This is a genomic window from Stenotrophomonas rhizophila (assembly GCF_001704155.1).
GTDB classification, from domain to species: Bacteria; Pseudomonadota; Gammaproteobacteria; order Xanthomonadales; family Xanthomonadaceae; genus Stenotrophomonas; species Stenotrophomonas rhizophila_A.
The window spans coordinates 1,871,371-1,890,865 of record NZ_CP016294.1; the positions used below are offsets into that span (position 1 = coordinate 1,871,371).

Consider the following 19,495-nt stretch of genomic DNA (forward strand, 5'->3'; position numbering starts at 1 on the left):
GCCATTCTAGTGGGGGTCGAGCAGCTCGCGCAGATCCTCGGGAATACGCGCTTCCGGATACTGCTGCAGGTAACGCTCCAGGCTGGCCCGCGCGGTATCCAGGTCGCGGTTGTCGCGGCGCTCGCGGATGCGCTTGATCCACTGCCGGCGGGGCAACGCTGCGTCGGCATCCACCGCCACGGTGATCGCGCTGGCCGACAGCGGGCTGTAGCCGGGCGCCGCAGCGGGGGTCGGTGCGGCACGCCGCATGACACCCGGGGCGCCCTTGGCCTGCGCACGTTCACGTGATTCGTCGACGCGGCTGCTGGTCACCACCACGCGGTCGAGTGCGGAGGCTTCATCGGCCTGCACGCTGGCATCGGGCGGGCTGGGCGCAGCCATCGGCGCCGCCATGGGAGCCGGCGGCGCGGGCGCCTCGGCCCGAAGCGCAACCGGCGGTGCGGGCGGAGGCGGCGGCAGGGGCGCTGGCACGGCGTTCGGCGCTGGCGCGGCGCGCGCGGCCCGTGGTTTCGCCGCGGCAGCGGGCGGTGCCGGCTCGGCACTCACCGGCGCGGCGGCTTCAGCCGTGGCTTCGGCAGCGGCGTCTGCACCGGCAGCTGCCGGGGCACGGGCAGGCGCATCCGCAGCGGCTTGCGCAGCCGCGGGTACCGGGGCAGCGGGCGGCGGCGCCTCGGGTTTGAGCTGCCAGGCGATGCCCACCGCGAACACCAAAGATGCCGCCAGGCCGAACACCGCAGGCAGGCGCGAGCGCGGGCGGGTCGCGCTGCGCATCGGGGCGGCGGCCGCGGGGGCATCCGCGGCGGCGGCGGGGCGCACTGCCGCGCGGGCGGCGGCCAGCACCGCCTCGTCCACGGCCGCAGGCGGCGCCGCCGGCGCAGGGCGACCGAGCAGGCGGGCCAGCTCGCGTTCTTCCGGCGTCAGTGGATCAGGGCGGTTCATGGGCTCAACTCCGCGCGCAGCTTGTCCATCGCGTAGCGCAGCCGCGATTTGACCGTTTCACGGCCGACACCGGTGATCTGCGCGATCTCCTCCAGGCTCAGTTCCTGCTCCAGCCGCAGCTGCAGCACCGTTCGCTGGTCATCGGGCAGCTGCTCCATGGCCAGCTGCAGCCGGCGCCGCTGTTCGAAATCAGAGAGCTGGCTCTCCGGGGTGCGGGTGTCGCTCATCCGCGCCACACGCTCCTCGGCATCGCCGGGCGCCGTGGGGCGATGGCGTGACGCCCGCCAATGATCATTGAGCCGATTATGGGCAATGCGGAACAGCCAGGTGGTGAAGGCCGCTTCGGGCTGCCAGCCGGCACGCGCCGCGATCACCCGCTGCCACACGTCCTGGAACATTTCGTCGGCCAGCGCCGCATCGCGCAGCTGGCGCAGCAGGAAGCTGTACAGGCGGTTGCGGTGGCGGGCGTACAAGGCCTCGAACGCAGGCAGGTCGCCGCCGGCCCAGGCCAGCATCAGCGATTCATCGGTTGGGAGGGCGGCGGCATCCACGGCGCACAGAGTAAGCGCTGAATGGGCCTGCGCATAGCGGCGCGGAGCGGGGGCTGCAGCGGAAATCACAAGGGTGGACCCGGCCGGAAGACACAGCGAACAACGGCCCAGGGCAGGCAATGGGGTCAAGGGCTTCCATTGCCCCCCGGGGAGCGCGTTATGCTCGGGGTACAGGGGAGGTGCCGGTTCTCCGGTGCCAGAAGAGATGAACATGTTGTCCAGCCAGGTAGTGACGACCTCGGGGCATCCGGACCGTGGCGCGGTGGTGTCCACCGCGCTTGCGCGGACGCTGCGCGCGTTGCTGCCCGAGGGGGCGCAGCTCACCTTGGGCTGGTCCGACGCCGCGCTGGGCGAGGGCTGCATCAGCCACCCGCCGTCGGCCCAACCGGAGCACGTGCTGCTGGAAGCGCTGCTGGGCACGCCGCCAGCGCCGGACAGCGCTGCGCTGTACCGCTGGCAGCACCAGGGCGGCGAGCTCGCCATCCGCGTGGCGCTGCCCGACGGCACCGCGCCGCATGGCGCCTGGTGGGCGGCGGCCCGCACCGGCCTGCAGGACGCCCTGGCGCTGGCCCGGCAACGTGAGCAGATCCGTTCGCTGGAAACGTCAAAGCGGTTGCAGCAGGCGCTGTACGAGATCGCCGACCTGGCCGGTGCCGATCTGGAAATGGCCGAGATGCTGCGGCACTTCCATCGCGTGCTCAATACCCTGATGTACGCGCAGAACTGCTACATCGTCGAGTACGACGATGTACGCCGGCGGATCCGCTTCCTGTATTTCGCCGACCAGCGCGACAGCTTCGTGGCCGATCCCGATCGCAGCTACGAAGAACACGAAATGCCGCGCAGCCTGACCTTCGCGCTGCTGCGCCATGGGCAGCCGCTGAGCGGGCCGTCCAATGAACTGCTGGCGGCGATGAGCGACGAATACGACCCCAGCCGCGGGCCGGAGAGCCTGGACTGGCTCGGCGTGCCGATGCTGCGCGAGGGTCGCGTGTGCGGTGCGATCGTGGTGCAGAGCTACGAACACCGGGTGCGCTACAACGAAGCCGACCGCACGCTGCTGGGCTACGTGGCCCAGCACATCCTCACCGCGATGGACCGGCGCCAGGCGCAGGTGCAGCTGGAGCGCCAGGTGGAGCGACGCACGCTGGAACTGCAGCGGGCCAACCACAGCCTGCAGGACGAGGTGATCGAACGCCGCCGCGCCGAGAAGCTGCAGCTGGCCCTGTTCAACATCGCCGAGATGGCGATGAGCGCTGAAAGCCTGGCCCAGTTCTACGTGCAGGTGCATGGGGTGGTGGGCACGCTGCTCGATGCGCGCAATTTCTACATCGCCCTGGTCGATGAATCCGGCGAAGGCCTGGAGTTCGTCTACTCGGTGGACGAGTACAACCCGGCGCGTGCGCCACGACCGTTCAGCAAGGGCCTTACCGAATACATCGTGCGCAACCGGCAGCCGCTGCTGGCCTCGCGCGAGCACATCGATGCACTGCGCGCGTCGGGCACGGTGAACGAGTTCGGTGCACGTTCGCACTGCTGGCTGGGGGTGCCGCTGCTGAGCGATGACGACGTGGTCGGCGTGATCGTGGTGCAGAGCTATTCGCCGGAGATCAGCTTCACCGCCCACGACCAGCGCCTGCTCACCTTCGTGGCCCAGAACATCGGCAACGGGCTGGCCCGCCAGCGCGACCAGGAGCGCCTGCGCAACGCGCATGCCGAGCTGGAGAAACGGGTGGAGGAACGCACCCGCGAGCTGGCCGACGTCAACGGCAAGCTGCTGGGCCAGATCGGCGAGCGCCTGCGCGCCGAACAGCGGCTCACCCATCAGGCGCTGCATGACGCGCTGACCGGGTTGCCGAACCGCGCGCATCTGCTGGACCGGCTGGAAGATGCCATTGCCCGCGCACGTTCGCGCGACGGGTTGCGCTTTGCCGTGCTGTTCCTGGACCTGGACCGATTCAAGCTGGTCAACGACAGCATCGGCCACGCCGCCGGCGACCAGATGCTGGTGGAAGTGGCCAAGCGCATCGTCTCGATGGTGGGAAGCGATGACGTGGTCGCGCGGCTGGGCGGCGACGAATTCGCGATCCTGCTCGAATGCGAGCAGGGGCTGGCCTCGGCGCGCGAGTTCTCGCAGCGGATGCTGATGGCCCTGGAAGAATCGATGTGGGTGCAGGGCCGCGAGCTGTTCCCCTCCGGCAGCCTGGGCATCGCGATGTGGAGCCCACGCTACCGCAACGGCGAGGAAATGGTGCGCGACGCCGACGCGGCGATGTACCGGGCCAAGGCCCAGGGCAAGGACCGCTTCGCGGTGTTCGACGAAGCCATGCGCGAAGAGGCGCTGCGCAGCCTGGATCTGGAAGCGGACCTGCGCCGGGCGATCAACAACCGCGATTTCCTGCCGTATTACCAGCCGATCGTGCGCCTGGCCGACGGCCAGGTGGTGGGCTATGAAGCACTGTTGCGCTGGCGCCACGAACGCCGCGGGCTGCTGCTGCCCAGCGCGTTCCTGGACCTCGGCGAGGAAAGCGGGCTGATCGAGCAGGTCGACTGGCTGCTCTACGAAGACGTGATTGGCCAGCTCGCACGTGGTGGCGAGGGCTACCTGTCGGTGAACGTGTCGCCACGCCATTTCCGTTCGGCCGATTTCAGCTCCCGCCTGTTCGGCCTGATCGAAGCGGCGGGTGCCGACCCGCACCGGTTGCGGCTGGAGATCACCGAGGTGGCGCTGCTGGACGACGGTCCGCGCACCCTGCGGATCCTGCAGACCCTGCGCGAACGCGGCGTGCTGGTGCAGCTGGATGATTTCGGCACCGGCTTCTCGGCGCTGTCCTACCTGCACCGCTTCCCGATCTCCACGCTCAAGATCGACCAGAGCTTCATCGCCGGCCTGCATGGGCAGGACCTGCAGAGCACCTACGCACTGGTGCAGGGCGTGCTGTCGCTGGCGCGCACGCTGGGCATCGAAACCGTGGGCGAGGGCATCGAAAACATGGCCCAGCGGCAGACCCTGCTGCAGCTGGGCTGTGACTACGGCCAGGGCTACCTGCTGGGTCGCCCCGCGCCGATGGATACCTTCGTTACGGGTTGATCAGCGCGGTACGGCGCTTTTCGTCGATCCACTTCGAGGCCTGCGCCGGCTCATAGGCGCGCATCCAGTCCAGCATGGCGTCGATGTCCGAGCCGTACCACAGGTCCGCGCGCTGGTCCGGGTGCAGGAAGCGCTCTTCGACCATGCGGTCGATCATGCCGATCAGGGGCGCGTAGAAGCCATCCACGTCGAGGAAGGCGCATGGCTTGTTGCCGATGCCGAGCTGCCGCCAGGTGAGCATCTCGAAGATTTCTTCCATGGTGCCGAAGCCGCCGGGCAGGGCCACGAACGCGTCGGACAGTTCGAACATGCGCGACTTGCGCTCATGCATGGAGCCGACGATTTCCAGCTCGGTCAGGCCGCGGTGGGCCACTTCCCAGTCCGCCAGCTGCTGCGGGATCACCCCGGTGACTTCGCCGCCGCCGGCCAGCACCGCATTGGCGACGGTGCCCATCAGGCCGACGTTGCCGCCGCCGTAGACCAGGCGCAGGCCATCGCGGGCGATGCGGTCGCCCAGTGCGATGGCACGTTCGGTGTAGATGGGCTTGCTGCCGGCGTTGGAGCCGCAGTAGACACAGATGGATTTCATGGGGAGGTTTCCACTGGAAACCTCCCATTCTCGCACGGGCGTCAGGCGGCCTGCGATTGTTCCCGGCGCGGGCCCTCTTTCAGGGCGCGGCCGACCAGGTTCACGAGCAGGTCCAGTTCGTCGCTGTCCATCCCGAAATGCGGGGTGAAGCGCAGCGAGTTCTCGCCGCCATGGATCACGTTGATGCCATGGTTGCGCAGCCATTCCTCGGTGGAATGGGTGCCGTAGCACTTGAACTGCGGGGCCAGCTCGCAGGAGAACAGCAGGCCGGTGCCCTGCACCTTGGTGATCAGCCCGCCCAGCTCGGCCTTGAGCTGCTCCAGCTTGCGCACGGCCTCTTCGCCGCGCTGGCGGATGTTGTCGCGCACCTGCGGGGTCAGCAACGACAGCGTCGCGCAGGCCACGTCCAGCGCACGCGGGTTGCTGGTCATCGTGTTGCCATAGATGCCCTTGCGGTACAGCTGCGCGGCATGCTCGGTCACCGCCAGCACCGACAGCGGGAACTGCGCGGCGTTCAGGGCCTTGGAATAGGTCTCCATGTCCGGCACGTCCAGGCCCTCGAAGCCGGGGTAATCCACGATCGACAGCACGCCGTGCGCGCGCAGGCCGGCCTGGATCGAATCCAGCAGCAGCAGGCTGCCGTGCTGGCGGGTCAATTCACGCGCCAGCGCATAGAACGACGGCGGCACCGCACGGCCCGGGTCGCCTTCGCCCATCACCGGTTCCAGGAAGATCGCTTCGATGAACCAGTGGTTCTGCTCGGCCTCGGCGAAGACCCGCTTCAGGGCCTCCTCGTCGTACGGCGCGATCGCGATCACCGTGTCCTCGCCGCGGTAGCTGGCCAGGTGCTGCAGGTACGTCTTGCGGCTGGAATCGGAGTACAGGCCGGGGCGGTCGGTACGGCCGTGGAAGCTGCCCTTGACCACCACCCGCTTGATCTTCGCGCCGGCGTGGCGCGCACCCGGGTCGGTCTGCAGCTTGGCGTTGACATCGGCGATGCGCGCGGCCAGGCCGACCGCTTCGGAGCCGGAGTTCAGGCACATGAACCGCGCATACGGGCAGCCGCCACGGCGGTGCCCGATCTCGGCGCGCAGCGCCTTGATGAAGCGCTGTTGCGAGAGGTTCGGCGTCATCACGTTGGCCATGACCTGCGGGGCGGCCATCGCCTCCAGCACCGCCTCCGGGGTATGCCCGAAGCCGAGCATGCCGTAGCCGCCGGCGTCGTACAGCACCGCACCCTTGAGGGTCACCACCCAGGCGCCGCGGGCGGCGAGGGCGACGTACGGGGTCACGGCGTCATCGGCGTAGAAATTGACGAAGCCGTCCTGCATCGCATCGATCTGGGCGCGCTCATCCAGCGCCAGCACCTCGTCCAGGTCGGCGCGGACGCGCTCGAATTCGGCGGCGGCGGCGTCTACGGCTGCCACCAGCTGCGGGTGGCCGGCAGCCAGGCGTTCAAGGGTGGCGTCATCCAGCCCGGCGGTGAGGCGGGTGCCGGGCTGGGCGCGGAGGGGGGCGAGGCGTTCGATGAAGCTCATTGCAGATCTCCTGAAACGATTGGCGGCATGGCGCAAATGCAAAACGCGCGACCGGGGGCGCGCGCCTGGGGCAATGCGGCTCATGCATCAGACTTCCGGTTCGATGCTATCACGCGGTTTTTCGCGCGATAACCCCGCAAAAAACTGTTGCAAAGCAGCATTTTGCGCGACGTTCAACGCTTCTGGCGTTGCCACCGGGGGCCAGTCGTACAATGCCCGACATTGTCTACACGTTGCCGTGCGCTCCCTTGAAGAAGTCCGACTTCCATTACGACCTTCCCGCTGAACTGATCGCCCAGGCCCCGCTCGCCGAGCGCTCGGCCAGCCGCCTGATGGTGGTGCCGCAGGCCCCGGCCGCGTTCGAACACCGCCAGGTGCGCGACCTGCCGTCGCTGCTGCAGGCCGGCGACCTGCTGGTATTCAACGACACCCGGGTGATCCCGGCCCGGCTGTTCGGCCAGAAGGCCAGCGGAGGCCGGGTGGAAATCCTGATCGAACGCCTGCTGGGCGGGCAGCAGGCCCGGGCCCAGGTGGGCGCCAGCAAATCGCCGAAGCCAGGCAGCCGGATCGCGCTCGATGCCGGTGGCGAGGCCGAGGTGCTGGGCCGCGATGGCGAATTCTACGTGCTGCGGTTCCACGTGCCCGAGCCGCTGGAACAGTGGCTGCTCCACGCGGGGAGGCTGCCATTGCCGCCCTACATCCAGCGCGAGCCGGGGCTGGACGACCGCGAGCGCTACCAGACCGTGTTCGCGCGCGAAGTGGGCGCGGTGGCTGCGCCGACGGCCGGCCTGCACTTCGATGAAGGCCTGCTGGCGGCGCTGGCCGCGCAGGGCGTGGGCTTCGGCCACGTGACCCTGCATGTGGGCGCGGGTACCTTCCAGCCGGTCCGTGCCGACGACCTGAAGGACCACGTGATGCACCGCGAGTGGCTGAACGTGGGCCCCGAACTGGTCCAGCAGGTACGCCGCACGCGCGCCGCCGGTGGCCGGGTGATCGGCGTGGGCACCACCGTGGTGCGCGCGCTGGAAAGCGCCATGCGCGACGGCGAGCTGCTGCCGTATGCAGGCGAAACCCAGATCTTCATCACCCCGGGCTACCGGATCCGCAGCGTGGACGCGATGGTCACCAACTTCCACCTGCCCGAAAGCACGCTGCTGATGATGATTTCCGCCTTCGCTGGGCAGGCGCGGGTGTTCGAGGCCTACCGCGCCGCGATAGAGGAAAAGTACCGCTTCTTCAGTTATGGCGACGCCATGTTGTTGTTCCCGCAGGCGGATTGAGCGCGTCGGCGGCGGTTTTCGGCGATAATCGACAATTATTTGCCCGAATGCCCGCTCCATGTCCCGACTCCAGTTCCAGCTCCAGACCACCGACGGGCGCGCCCGCCGTGGCCGCCTGACCTTCCCGCGCGGGACGGTGGAAACCCCGGCCTTCATGCCGGTGGGTACCTATGGGACGGTCAAGGGCATCCTGCCGGAGCAGATCCGCGCCCTGGGCGCCGAGATCATCCTGGGCAACACCTTCCATCTGTACCTGCGCCCGGGCCTGGACGTGATCGCCGACCACGGCGGCCTGCACGGGTTCGCGCGCTGGAATGGGCCGATCCTGACCGATTCCGGTGGTTTCCAGGTGTTTTCGCTGGCGCACCGCCGCAAGATCACCGAACAGGGCGTCACCTTCGCGTCGCCGACCGACGGTGCCCGGGTGTTCCTGGGCCCGGAAGAGAGCATGAAGATCCAGAAGGTGCTCGATTCGGACATCGTGATGATCTTCGACGAGTGCACCCCGTACCCGGCCACCGAGCCGGTGGCGCGCACCTCGATGGAGCTGAGCCTGCGCTGGGCCCAGCGCAGCCGCAACGCGCACGACGAACTGGGCAATGACGCGGCGCTGTTCGGCATCGTCCAGGGCGGGGTCCACCACGACCTGCGCAGCCGCTCGGCCGAAGGCCTGCAGCAGATCGGCTTCGACGGCTACGCCATCGGCGGCCTGGCCGTGGGCGAGCCCGAGCACGAGCGCAACGCGATGCTCGACCACATGCACCCGATCCTGCCCGCCGACCGCCCGCGTTACCTGATGGGCGTGGGTCGGCCGGAAGACCTGGTCGAAGGCGTCGCCCGCGGGGTGGACATGTTCGATTGCGTGATGCCGACCCGCAACGCGCGCAACGGCCACTATTTCACCTCGTTCGGCACCGTGCGCATCCGCAACGCCCGCTATGAGCGCGACATGGACACCATCGAGCCGGGCTGCGGCTGCCATGCCTGCACCAGTGGCTACACCCGCTCGTACCTGCGCCACCTGGACCGCTGCAACGAAATGCTGGCGCCCATGCTGGGCACCCTCCACAACCTGTACTACTACGAGAGGCTGATGGCCGACATGCGCGCGGCCATCGCGGCGGGAACCTTCGAGGCCTTCCGCGAGTCCTTCTATGCGGCCCGGGGCATGGCCACGCCGCCGCTGTAAGCGGCCGGCCCGGCCCCGATCCGGCGCGCGGACCCTGCCAAACGGCCCAAGGACGAACTCCCGGGGCCGTGGCATACTTCGCGGCTGACCCCTGTTTCGCGGCGACACCCGACCCCATAAGGGGTAGGGCGCCTCCCAACCCAAGGACACACCATGAACCTGATCGCCTTCCTGATTCCCGCCGCCCACGCCCAAGCCGCTGGTGGCCAGCCGCAGGGCATGGGCCTGACCACGCTGCTGTTCCCGATCATCCTGATCGCGATCATGTACTTCCTGATGATCCGCCCGCAGATGAAGCGCCAGAAGGAACACAAGGCGATGCTGGAGAAGATCAAGATCGGCGACGAAGTGCTGACCAACGGCGGTATCGCCGGCACCGTCAAGGCCATCGGCGACAACTTCGTCACCATCGAAGTGTCCGACAACGTGAACATCCGCGTGCAGAAGGGCGCCGTGGGCAACGTGCTGCCGACCGGCACCCTGAAGTCGGCCAACTAAGCCACTCCCTTTCCGAAGCACAACCGCGGCGCCGGGACTGGCGCCGCGCAGGAACCTGGCAATGCTTGAATTTCCACGCTGGAAGTACGTCGTCATCCTGATCGTACTGGCGCTCAGCGCGCTGTACGCGCTGCCCAACATCTACCAGAAGGACCCCGCCGTCCAGATCACCGCCAACCGTGGCGGCCAGGTCGATGACGCCCTTCGCACCCGCGTGCTGGCCGACCTGAAGCAGGCCGGGATCAACACCATCGGCGCGGACAAGGAAGGCGAGAGCCTGATCGTGCGCCTGCCGGACCTGCAGGCGCAGGCGGCGGCCAGCGCCAGGCTGCGCGACAGCGTGGGCGAGAACTACACGGTGGCCCTGAACCTGGCCTCGACCGTGCCGGACTGGCTGCAGCGCCTGGGCGGTCGCCCGATGGTGCTGGGCCTGGACCTGCAGGGTGGCGTGCACTTCGTGCTGCAGGTGGACCAGAAGGCGGCCATCGACAAGCGGATGGATGCCTACGCCGAAGACGTGCGCGGCACGCTGCGCGAGGCGCGCGTTCCGTTCCAGTCGGTGGAGCGCCGCCCGGACAATTCGATCGTCGCCACGCTGAGCCCGTCGACCGACGATGCCGCCGCCGAGCGTGCACGGCTGGCGCTGGTAAAGGCACAGCCCACCCTCGGTTATGACGTGTCGGGCAAGCGCCTGACGGTGACCGTGCCGGACGCCGAGCTGAGCCAGATCACCAACGGTGCGATCGAGCAGAACATCAACACGCTGCGCAACCGCGTCAACCAGCTGGGCGTGGCCGAACCGATCATCCAGCGCCAGGGTGCCGACCGCGTGGTCGTGCAGCTGCCGGGCGTGCAGGACACCGCCGAAGCCAAGCGCATGATCGGCGCGACCGCAACGCTCGAATACCGCGCGGTGGTCGATGGCAACGCGCAGGACGCCATCGACACCGGTCGCATTCCGCCGGAAGCCAAGGTCTACAAGCGTCGCGACAGCGGCGTCCCGATCCTGCTGAACAAGCGCGTGATCGTCACCGGTGACCAGATGGTGGCCGCGCAGGCGGTCAACGACGCCACCACCGGCACCCCGTCGGTGAGCGTGACGCTCAACAGCGTCGGCGGCCAGCGCATGTTCGATTTCACCAGCGCCAATGTCGGCAAGCCGATGGCGGTGGTGTACACCGAGCGCGTGCCGACCGTGACCATGGTTGATGGCAAGGAAGTGCGCAGCTTCCGCGTCAACGAGGAAGTGATCTCGGTGGCCAACATCAACGGCGTGTTCGGCAAGAACTTCCAGACCACCGGCCTGGAGAAGAAGGAATCGGAAGAACTCGCCAAGCTGCTGAAGTCCGGCTCGCTGGCCGCGCCGATGGACTTCGTGGAAGAGCGCGTGGTCGGCCCGAGCCTGGGTGCGGAGAACGTGGAGCGCGGCATCACGGCGGTGGTCTACGCCTTCATGTTCACCCTGGTCTTCTTCACCATCTACTACCGCATGTTCGGCCTGATCACCTCGGTGGCGATGCTGTTCAACCTGCTGATCGTGGTGGCGGTGATGTCGCTGTTCGGTGCCACCATGACCCTGCCGGGCTTTGCCGGCCTGGCGTTGTCGGTGGGCCTGTCGGTCGACGCCAACGTGCTGATCAACGAGCGCATCCGCGAGGAACTGCGTGCGGGCATGCCGGGCAAGACCGCGATCGTGACCGGTTATGAACGCGCCAGCGGCACCATCCTCGACGCCAACCTGACCGGCCTGATCGTCGGTGTGGCGCTGTTCGCCTTCGGCACCGGTCCGCTGAAGGGCTTCGCCCTGACGATGATCATCGGTATCTTCGCCTCGATGTTCACCGCGATCACCGTATCGCGCGCACTTGCGACGCTGATCTACGGCCGTCGCAAGAAGCTCCAGAACGTGGCCATCTGACGGGACGACACGCACAATGAAACTGTTTCCGCTGCACATCCTCCCGAACGACACCAAGATCGACTTCATGCGTTGGCGCCATGTCGCCATGGCAGTCACGATCGCGTTGTTCCTGGCCTCGGTTGCCATCATCGGCATCAAGGGCTTCACCTTCGCACTCGACTTCACCGGCGGCACCCTGATCGAAGCGCGCTTCGATCGCCAGATGGACGTCGAGGAGGTCCGCTCGCGCCTGGAAGCCAATGGCTTCGAGGGCACCCAGGTGCAGAGCTTCGGTGGCAACACCGACGTGCTGATCCGCCTGGCCCCGCACGGCGAACACGCACCGGGTACCGGTGCGGCCAGCGCCGAAGACAAGGCCACTGGCGACGCGGTCCTCAAGGCGATCACCACCAGCGAGAACCCGGCCACGATCCTGCGCAACGAGTTCGTGGGCCCGCAGATCGGCAAGGACCTGGCGTTGAACGGCCTGTACGCGACGATCTTCATGCTGGCCGGCTTCCTGATCTACATCGGCTTCCGCTTCGAATGGAAGTTCGCGGTCACCGCGAGCATCGTGGCGTTGTTCGACCTGCTGGTGACGCTGGCCTACATGTCGCTGATGGGCCGCGAGTTCGACCTGAACCTGCTGGCCGGCCTGCTGTCGGTCATGGGCTTTGCGATCAACGACATCATCGTGGTGTTCGACCGTGTCCGCGAAAACTTCCGCAGCCTGCGCGCCGACCCGCTGGAAGTGCTGAACCGCTCGATCAACCAGACGCTGTCGCGTACGGTGATCACCGCGGTGATGTTCTTCCTGTCGGCACTCGCCCTGTACATGTACGGCGGCGCCTCGCTGGAAGGCCTGGCCGAAACCCACATGGTGGGTGCGGTGATCGTGGTGCTGTCCTCGATCCTGGTGGCCGTGCCGATGCTGACCATCGGCTTCCTGCGCGTGAGCAAGCAGGACCTGCTGCCCAAGGCCAAGGACGTCGAAGCCCTGGAACGCCGGCCGTAACGGTTGCCGGCCCAGGCCGGCAACTCCGGTGGCACCTGAAGAAACCGCGCGTTGCGCGGTTTTTTCATGTCCACCGTACCGGGGCGTCGGTTGTGCTGTCTGGCCGTGCGCACTACGATTCCCGGGTTGCGTGCGGCCGTTCCCGAGGCCCACCATTCCCATCGAGGTCATCATGGTCATCAAACCGCGTGTGCGCGGCTTCATCTGCGTCACCACCCATCCGGTCGGCTGCGACGCAGCCGTCAAGCAGCAGATCGATTACATCCAGGCCCAGCCGAAGGTGCCGAACGGTCCCAAGCGGGTGCTGGTGCTGGGTGCGTCCACCGGTTATGGCCTGGCCGCGCGCATCACCGCCGCGTTCGGCAGCGGTGCGGCCACGCTGGGCGTGTTCTTCGAGCGTCCGGGCACCGAAACCAAGCCGGGTACGGCAGGCTGGTACAACTCGGCCGCGTTCCAGAAGTACGCCGAGCAGGCGGGCCTGTACGCGCGCAGCGTGAACGGCGACGCGTTCTCGGACGAGGTCAAGGCCAAGGTGATCGAGCTGATCAAGCAGGACCTGGGCCAGGTCGACCAGGTGGTGTACAGCCTGGCGGCGCCGCGCCGCAAGCACCCGAAGACCGGCGAAGTGATCAGTTCCACGCTCAAGCCGATCGGCGCGCCGATCACGCTGCGCGGGCTGGATACGGACAAGGAAGTGATCACCGAAACCACGATCGAGCCGGCCACGCCGGAAGAGATCGCCGGCACGGTGGCGGTGATGGGCGGCGAAGACTGGCAGATGTGGATCGACGCGCTGCTGGAAGCCGGCGTACTGGCCGACGGCGCCACCACCACGGCCTTCACCTACGTGGGCGAAGAGATCACCCAGGCGATCTACTGGAATGGTTCGATCGGTGCGGCCAAGAAGGACCTGGACCAGAAGGTGCAGGGCATCCGCGCCAAGCTGGCGCCGATCAACGGCGACGCGCGCGTGTCGGTGCTCAAGGCGGTGGTGACCCAGGCCAGCTCGGCGATCCCGACCATGCCGCTGTACCTGTCGCTGCTGTTCAAGGTGATGAAGGAGCGCGGCACGCACGAGGGCTGCATCGAGCAGCTCGATACGCTCTACGACATCATCTACGGCGGCAAGGAAAGCGGCGCGGCGGCCGATCGCCTTCGCCACCAGCTGCTGGCCGATGGCCGCACGGTGGAGCTGGTCGACGAAGCCGGACGCCTGCGTGCGGACTACAAGGAAATGGCGCCGGACGTGCAGGCCGAAGTGGTGGCGCTGTGGCCGAAGGTCACCAACGAGAACCTGTACGAGATCAGCGACCTGGCCGGCTACAAGGCCGACTTCCTGCGCCTGTTCGGGTTTGGCGTGGACGGCGTGGATTACGAAGCGGACGTCGCTACCGATGTGGTCATTCCGAACCTGGTTGATCTGACCTGAGTCTGGTCTGCTGAAAGCTGAAAGCTGAAGGCTGAAAGCTGAAAAGCGAAATGCCGCCCGGTCTGGGCGGCATTTTCGTTTTGGGGTTGGCGCGTAGAGCAGCGTCTTGATCCCTGCGAGTGGGTCGGCTGGCGGGCAGCCCCCTACGGGACACGCCGCAAGTACGTCCATGTAGGCTTGGCAAAAACATCCATGTTTTTGACAGTCCCTACGAGGGCTGCCCGCCAACCGCCCCCGACAGATGGCCGCATGCGGTTGGAAGATCAAGATCAAGATCAGCGACGCAGGGCGTCGCTCTACACCAGTGGCCACCGACCAACCGTCGATGGGTCGGCGGGGGTGGGTTTTCTACAAGCCCCCATGGATGGGTTCACGGCGTGTCCCGCAAACCCACCCCCGCCGACCCAAAACAGTGAAACCGCAGGCCCCTGCTTTTGCTGTCAGCAATCAACCAAAATCAAAGTTCATCGCAGGCGCGGCAGGCCCCACGAACTCACCCTGCACGTAATCAACCCCGGCACTGAACAACAGACTCATCGAGCCATTGTCGGCGACGAACTCGGCGATGGTGCGGATGTTGGCTTCCTGCGCGCGCGTGGTGATTTCGGCGATCTTCTCGCTGTTCTCGCGGGTGCGGGCGAAATCGCTGGTGAAGTCGCGGTCCAGCTTGAGGAACTGCGGCTGGAAGTGCGCCAGCAGCTGGAACGAATCGAGCCCCGAGCCGAACTGCTCCAGGCCGATCCGGCAGCCCAGCGGTGCCACGTCGGCAAGGAACTGCTGCGCGTTGCGCAGGTGGGTGAACACCTTCGCTTCCGGGGCATGCAACCACAGCCGCTCGCCCGGTACGCCGTGCGCCTGCAGCTCGCGGCGGATGGTGGCCACCATCTGCGGGTCGTTGAACGACTCCGGCGTGATCTTCACCATCATGTGCGTGGCATGGCCCGCGCGCTCGCGCTCGCCCAGCACGCTGATCGCATGCGCCACCACCCAGCGGTTGATGTCCGCAAGCAGCCCGTGTTCCTCGGCAATGCCCAGGAAGGCGGTCGGGCTGACCAGCTCGCCGTTGTTGTCCAGGCGCAGGTAGGCCTCGTACAGCTCCAGCGGTTCGCCGCCCAGGTTGAGCACCGGCTGGTAATGCAGCTGGAAGCCGTCGCCGGCCAGTGCCTCGTTGATCCGGGCCACCCAGCGCTGGATGCGTTCTTCTTCCACGCGGTCCACTGCCGCCGGATCGAAGATCCGGCTGGTGTTGCCCAGCTCCGATGCAGCCTGCTGGCATTCGGTGGCGCGCGCCAGCACCTGGCCGATGCTCGCGATCTTCTCGCCGACCTGTACACCGCCAATGCTGACCGTGACCGTGGCCGAACGCTCGCCGATGCTGAACACCTGCGCCGCGAACGCCTCGCGAATCCGGTCCGCCAATGCCTCGGTCTGGGCGAACGCACCTTCGGTCAGCACCGCCAGGCTGTGCTCGCCGAAGCGGGCCAGCTGCGCCGTGTCGCCGACGGTGTCGGCCAGCACCCGCGCCAGCGCTGCGATCAGGGCATCGGCCGAGTCCAGCCCGATGTCCGGCAGCAGGCGCGCGTAGTGGTCCGGTTCGATCAGCAGCAGACCGAACCGGCCCTCGCTGCGGCCGGCCTGGGCCACCGCGTTTTCCACGTGCAGCATGAAGGTCTGGCGGTTGAGCAGGCCGGTGACCTGGTCGCGCTGGCGCAGGTCCTCGACCTCGCGGGCCAGCTCCGGGTCGAATTCCATGCGGCGGCGGAACACCACCTGCAGGCAGCTTTCGCCTTCATAGGTGGCCGGGGTGAATTCCATCGTGGCGGCGAACACCGCCCCGTCCTGGTTGCGCGCGTCCACCTGGTACTGCGGCGGCGGCGCTTCGCCCTTGCTCAGCGACTTGAGCAGCTGCTTGAAGCCGTCCACGTGCTGCGGGGCGACCATGTCCAGCAGCGAAATGCCTTCCACGTCGTCGAACGATTCGAACCCGAACATCTCCAGGTACGCCTCGTTGGCGCGGATGTGCATGCCTTCATGGACGTAGGCGATCGGGTCACGCGAGGAGGAGATCAGCGCGTCGCAGCGGCGCTCGGTTTCGCGCATCTGCGCCTCGATGCGGCGCAGGCCACGGCGCGCGTGCAGGTCGGTCCACTCGTTGCGCACCACCGCCAGCAGGTGCTCGGGGCGGCTGCGCAGGGCCACCGCACGGATGCCGTTGGCGCTGGCTTCCACCCATTCGGTTTCGTTGATGGTCTCGGCCAGCAGGATCATCGGAATGTCCTTGCCGCTGGCCGCGATCTGCTGGGTCACCTGCAGCAGCGGGATGCTCTGCGCGGGCGCGGCCAGCACCAGGTCGATCGGCTGGCCACCGATGATCTGGCCCAGCTCCTCGACGTTCTGCGGGCGCGCCGGGCGCACGGCAATGCCGCTGTTGCGCAGCATGCTGACGATGGTTTCGGCGTTCTCGCCGCTGTCATCCACGATCAGCAGGCGGACGGTGATGTCATTCGCGTTCTGCATTCACTACTCCCCGGACTGCAAACTTGATACACGATGCATGTGACTTCGTCCATGCCGGCGGCGGGCGCCGATCACGGAATGAAAGGGCCGCTACACGACCTGGCCGGCGGCATGGCCGCTGGCCCAGGCCCACTGGAAGTTGTATCCCCCCAGCCAGCCGGTGACATCCAGCACTTCGCCGACGAAATGGAGACCCGGCACCAGCTGCGACTCGAACGTGCTGGACGACACCTTGCGGGTGTCCACGCCCCCCAGCGTGACCTCCGCGGTACGGTACCCTTCGGTGCCGCTGGCCACCAGCGGGAAATCCTGCAGCAGGGCGGCGGCCTGGCGCAGCTCGCGCTCGTCGATCTGGCGCACCGGGCGGTCCGGCAGCCAGTGTTCGCACAGGCGCAGCGCCAACCGGCGCGGCAGCACCTCGGACAATACCGTGCGCAGCTCGGCCGCGCCCCGGTCGCGTTTCATGGTGCGCAGCCAGTCTTCGGCATCCTGTCCGGGCAGCAGGTCCAGGCGCAGGTCGTCGCCCGGTTGCCAGAACGAGGAGATCTGCAGGATCGCCGGGCCGCTGATGCCGCGATGGGTGATCAGCATCGAGTTGCGGAACTCCATGTCGTTGCAGCGCGCCGCGATCGGCAGCGCGACCCCGCTCAGGTCATGGAAGCGCTCCTGGTGCTTGCCGCTCAGGGTCAGTGGCACCAGCCCGGCGCGGGTCGGCAGCACCTCGTGGCCGAACTGGCGAGCCAGTTCATAGCCGAAGCCGGTGGCCCCCAGGCTGGGGATGGACAGGCCGCCGGTGGCGACCACCAGCGAGGCGGCATGGAAGCGGCCCTGCGCGGTCTGCACGTGGAAGCCGTCCGCACCGCGCTCGACCTTCTCCACCGCGCAGTCGGTCCGGATCTGCGCGCCGGCGGCCGTGCATTCGTCCACCAGCATGCGCACGATCTGCTTGGACGAGATGTCGCAGAACAGCTGGCCCAGCTCTTTCTCGTGGTAGGCGATGCCGTGCCGCTCGACCATGTCGATGAAGTCCCATGGCGTGTAGCGCGCCAGCGCGGACTTGCAGAAGTGCGGGTTGGCCGACAGGAAGTTGGCCGGGGTGGTGCCGGTGTTGGTGAAATTGCAGCGGCCACCGCCGGACATCAGGATCTTCTTGCCGACCTTGTTGGCATGGTCGATCACCTGCACCATGCGCCCGCGCCGGCCGGCGGTGAGCGCGCACATCAGCCCGGCAGCGCCGGCACCGATCACCAGGACATCGCAGCGGATCGTACTCATCGGCGCTGGATCAGGCCTGCGGCTTCTGCTTGCGCCAGGTCGGGGTGAAGGTCAGTTCCTTCTTGTCCGAGATCAGCCGCACTTCGCCGTCCTGGATCATCACGTCCCAGCGCATGGTGCGCTCGATCTGTTCGCCAAGCTCGGTGACGAGGTCGCCCGGCAGGTCCATGACCTCCAGCGACGCCAGCTTGTTCAACGCCGCGCTGTTGCGCTTCCACCAGGTGTCGGTCAGGTTGCTGCTCCCGTACATCACCAGCTGCACCGCGCGGGCACGCCCACTGGCCTTGCGCAGGCGGGATTCGTCCGGTTGGCCCAGGTCGATCCACAGCTCGATGTCGCCGGTGTAGTCCCGGCGCCACAAGTCCGGCTCGTCGTCCACGCTCAGTCCGCGACCGAATTCCAGCCGTTCGTCGGCGTTCAGGGCAAAGGTCAGCATGCGCACCATCAGGCGCTCATCGGTTTCCGACGGGTGCTGGGCCAGGGTCAGGTTATGGGTGGCGTAGTAGCCGCGATCCATGTCGCTGATCTGCAGTTCGGCCTTGCGGATGGTGGCGGTGAGGGCCATGGGGGTACCGTAAACAAAGAGCACCATGATAATGCGTGGGCTATGCACCCGTCCGATCCGATTACCGGCCACGTTGCCGCCAGCCGCCTGCAGCTGCCCCCGGGCGACTGGCGCTGCCTGTTGGATGGGCTGTGCGCGCGATTCCCGCGCATCGACCGTGGCCAATGGCAGGACCGGTTCGCCCGCGGCCGGGTGCGCGATGCGCAGGGCAGGGCGCTGGCGGCCGACCACCCCTGGCAGGTGGGGCTGGAGATCCACTACTTCCGTGAGGTGGCGGACGAGCCGGTGATTCCGCACCAGGAGGCCATCGTGCATGTCGACGCGCACCTGCTTGTGGCCGACAAGCCGCATTTCCTACCTGTCACCCCGGCCGGCGGGTACGTGCAGCAGACCCTGCTGGCGCGGCTGGTGGCCCGGACCGGCAATCCCAACCTGGTGCCGTTGCATAGGCTGGACCGGCTGACGGCGGGTCTGGTGCTGTTCTCTACTCGCCCTGAGACGCGCGATGCGTACCAGCGGTTGTTCCGTGAGCGGCGCATCGTGAAGACCTATGAGGCCCTCGCGCCGGGACTGCCCGGGCTGGCGTTTCCGCTGGAGCGGCACAGCCGGCTGGTGCCGGGCGAGCCGTTCTTCCGCATGACCGAGGCCCCGGGCGAGCCGAATGCGCGGACCCGGGTGGAGGTGATCGACGCGGCGGGCCCGTTCTGGCGCTATCGCCTGCTTCCAGAGACCGGCCGCAAGCACCAGCTGCGGGTGCATATGGCCGCGTTGGGGGCGCCGATCTGCGGGGATGACCTGTATCCGGAACTGAACCCGGCCGGGCAGGGCGCTGCCGCACCTGCGCTTCAACTGCTGGCGAAGGGCCTCGCGTTCGAGGACCCGCTGAACGGCGAGTCCAGACAGTTCAGCAGCGGGCTGAACCTTTAGGGCCGGTGGGCCTGCCGTTTGGCTGAAATTAAGGCGGTAAATACATGAATAGGGTGTCGGAATTCGTGTAGGATTCCCCAATCCCTTGTCCTGTCAGGCGGGAGGGGGGAGGTGGCTGAATAACCCAGCTATCGCTTTTTCGGTAAAAGACGCGTATCGTCCCCCACACTGTGTTTGCTAGGGTCACCGTGA

Annotated in this window: 15 protein-coding genes; 8 read left to right on the forward strand and 7 right to left on the reverse strand. The window is 67.3% G+C overall.

Features of this window, described 5'->3' with window-relative positions:
* Positions 1-6 precede the first annotated feature (6 nt).
* Together BAY15_RS08550 and BAY15_RS08555 are read right to left on the reverse strand one after the other, a co-directional pair.
* Positions 7-939 carry a hypothetical protein gene (locus BAY15_RS08550; RefSeq protein ID WP_068851177.1) on the reverse strand — a complete coding sequence of 311 codons (933 nt, stop codon included), beginning with the start codon at positions 937-939 and terminating at the stop codon, positions 7-9.
* A complete protein-coding gene (locus BAY15_RS08555) occupies positions 936-1,454 on the reverse strand; it encodes an RNA polymerase sigma factor (RefSeq protein ID WP_237334334.1) in 519 nt (172 codons plus the stop codon). The genes BAY15_RS08550 and BAY15_RS08555 overlap by 4 nt, the downstream gene beginning before the upstream one ends.
* Positions 1,455-1,695: 241 nt before the next feature.
* Here BAY15_RS08555 and BAY15_RS08560 point away from each other — a divergent pair, with 241 nt between their 5' ends.
* A complete protein-coding gene (locus BAY15_RS08560) occupies positions 1,696-4,581 on the forward strand; it encodes a bifunctional diguanylate cyclase/phosphodiesterase (RefSeq protein WP_068851183.1) in 2,886 nt (961 codons plus the stop codon).
* On the opposite strand, the gene BAY15_RS08565 is transcribed toward BAY15_RS08560, so the two are convergent.
* Together BAY15_RS08565 and BAY15_RS08570 are read right to left on the reverse strand one after the other, a co-directional pair.
* Entirely contained in the window at positions 4,571-5,170 is a 600-nt protein-coding gene (locus BAY15_RS08565; RefSeq protein WP_068851186.1) for a TIGR00730 family Rossman fold protein, read from the reverse strand. The genes BAY15_RS08560 and BAY15_RS08565 overlap by 11 nt on opposite strands.
* Positions 5,171-5,211: 41 nt before the next feature.
* Entirely contained in the window at positions 5,212-6,708 is a 1,497-nt protein-coding gene (locus BAY15_RS08570) for an aminotransferase class III-fold pyridoxal phosphate-dependent enzyme (RefSeq protein WP_068851189.1), read from the reverse strand.
* Between the two features lie 248 nt (positions 6,709-6,956).
* Between BAY15_RS08570 and queA the strand changes: the two genes are divergently transcribed.
* The 6 genes from queA (at position 6,957) to fabV (ending at position 14,019) form a co-directional block, all read left to right on the forward strand.
* On the forward strand, positions 6,957-7,988 hold the full coding sequence (gene queA, locus BAY15_RS08575; protein WP_099047392.1) for a tRNA preQ1(34) S-adenosylmethionine ribosyltransferase-isomerase QueA: 1,032 nt from the start codon (positions 6,957-6,959) through the stop codon (positions 7,986-7,988).
* Between the two features lie 58 nt (positions 7,989-8,046).
* The gene (gene tgt / locus BAY15_RS08580; protein WP_068851195.1) at positions 8,047-9,177 is read left to right on the forward strand and encodes a tRNA guanosine(34) transglycosylase Tgt; all 1,131 of its coding nucleotides are present in this window, start codon (positions 8,047-8,049) and stop codon (positions 9,175-9,177) included.
* A 153-nt stretch (positions 9,178-9,330) separates the two neighbouring features.
* The gene (yajC, locus tag BAY15_RS08585) at positions 9,331-9,675 is read left to right on the forward strand and encodes a preprotein translocase subunit YajC (protein ID WP_068851197.1); all 345 of its coding nucleotides are present in this window, start codon (positions 9,331-9,333) and stop codon (positions 9,673-9,675) included.
* A 61-nt stretch (positions 9,676-9,736) separates the two neighbouring features.
* The gene (gene secD, locus BAY15_RS08590; protein ID WP_068851200.1) at positions 9,737-11,593 is read left to right on the forward strand and encodes a protein translocase subunit SecD; all 1,857 of its coding nucleotides are present in this window, start codon (positions 9,737-9,739) and stop codon (positions 11,591-11,593) included.
* 16 nt (positions 11,594-11,609) lie between these two features.
* Positions 11,610-12,590: a protein translocase subunit SecF gene (gene secF / locus BAY15_RS08595; protein WP_068851203.1), complete on the forward strand. Its 981-nt coding sequence runs from the start codon at positions 11,610-11,612 to the stop codon at positions 12,588-12,590.
* A 172-nt stretch (positions 12,591-12,762) separates the two neighbouring features.
* On the forward strand, positions 12,763-14,019 hold the full coding sequence (gene fabV, locus BAY15_RS08600) for an enoyl-ACP reductase FabV (protein ID WP_068851206.1): 1,257 nt from the start codon (positions 12,763-12,765) through the stop codon (positions 14,017-14,019).
* Between the two features lie 447 nt (positions 14,020-14,466).
* Here fabV and BAY15_RS08605 read toward each other — a convergent pair whose 3' ends face one another.
* The 3 genes from BAY15_RS08605 to BAY15_RS08615 form a co-directional block, all read right to left on the reverse strand.
* Positions 14,467-16,536: a GGDEF/EAL domain-containing response regulator gene (locus BAY15_RS08605; RefSeq protein ID WP_068851209.1), complete on the reverse strand. Its 2,070-nt coding sequence runs from the start codon at positions 16,534-16,536 to the stop codon at positions 14,467-14,469.
* Positions 16,537-16,626: 90 nt separating this feature from the next.
* Entirely contained in the window at positions 16,627-17,811 is a 1,185-nt protein-coding gene (locus tag BAY15_RS08610; protein ID WP_068851212.1) for an NAD(P)/FAD-dependent oxidoreductase, read from the reverse strand.
* A gap of 10 nt (positions 17,812-17,821) precedes the next feature.
* A complete protein-coding gene (locus BAY15_RS08615) occupies positions 17,822-18,376 on the reverse strand; it encodes a YaeQ family protein (protein ID WP_068851216.1) in 555 nt (184 codons plus the stop codon).
* A 42-nt stretch (positions 18,377-18,418) separates the two neighbouring features.
* Between BAY15_RS08615 and BAY15_RS08620 the strand changes: the two genes are divergently transcribed.
* Complete coding sequence (locus tag BAY15_RS08620; protein WP_068851219.1) at positions 18,419-19,303, forward strand: pseudouridine synthase; 885 nt, start codon at positions 18,419-18,421, stop codon at positions 19,301-19,303.
* Positions 19,304-19,495 lie beyond the last annotated feature (192 nt).

Excerpts from the sequence above, each read along its gene's own strand:
- BAY15_RS08555 (WP_237334334.1), bottom strand. The coding sequence starts at position 1,454 with ATGCTGGCCTGGGCCGGCGGCGACCTGCCTGCGTTCGAGGCCTTGTAC.
- secD (WP_068851200.1), top strand. The coding sequence starts at position 9,737 with ATGCTTGAATTTCCACGCTGGAAGTACGTCGTCATCCTGATCGTACTG.
- BAY15_RS08620 (WP_068851219.1), top strand. The coding sequence starts at position 18,419 with ATGCACCCGTCCGATCCGATTACCGGCCACGTTGCCGCCAGCCGCCTG.
- fabV (WP_068851206.1), top strand. The coding sequence starts at position 12,763 with ATGGTCATCAAACCGCGTGTGCGCGGCTTCATCTGCGTCACCACCCAT.
- BAY15_RS08565 (WP_068851186.1), bottom strand. The coding sequence starts at position 5,170 with ATGAAATCCATCTGTGTCTACTGCGGCTCCAACGCCGGCAGCAAGCCC.
- BAY15_RS08570 (WP_068851189.1), bottom strand. The coding sequence starts at position 6,708 with ATGAGCTTCATCGAACGCCTCGCCCCCCTCCGCGCCCAGCCCGGCACC.
- BAY15_RS08550 (WP_068851177.1), bottom strand. The coding sequence starts at position 939 with ATGAACCGCCCTGATCCACTGACGCCGGAAGAACGCGAGCTGGCCCGC.
- BAY15_RS08560 (WP_068851183.1), top strand. The coding sequence starts at position 1,696 with ATGAACATGTTGTCCAGCCAGGTAGTGACGACCTCGGGGCATCCGGAC.
- yajC (WP_068851197.1), top strand. The coding sequence starts at position 9,331 with ATGAACCTGATCGCCTTCCTGATTCCCGCCGCCCACGCCCAAGCCGCT.
- BAY15_RS08605 (WP_068851209.1), bottom strand. The coding sequence starts at position 16,536 with ATGCAGAACGCGAATGACATCACCGTCCGCCTGCTGATCGTGGATGAC.
- tgt (WP_068851195.1), top strand. The coding sequence starts at position 8,047 with ATGTCCCGACTCCAGTTCCAGCTCCAGACCACCGACGGGCGCGCCCGC.
- BAY15_RS08615 (WP_068851216.1), bottom strand. The coding sequence starts at position 18,376 with ATGGCCCTCACCGCCACCATCCGCAAGGCCGAACTGCAGATCAGCGAC.
- BAY15_RS08610 (WP_068851212.1), bottom strand. The coding sequence starts at position 17,811 with ATGAGTACGATCCGCTGCGATGTCCTGGTGATCGGTGCCGGCGCTGCC.
- secF (WP_068851203.1), top strand. The coding sequence starts at position 11,610 with ATGAAACTGTTTCCGCTGCACATCCTCCCGAACGACACCAAGATCGAC.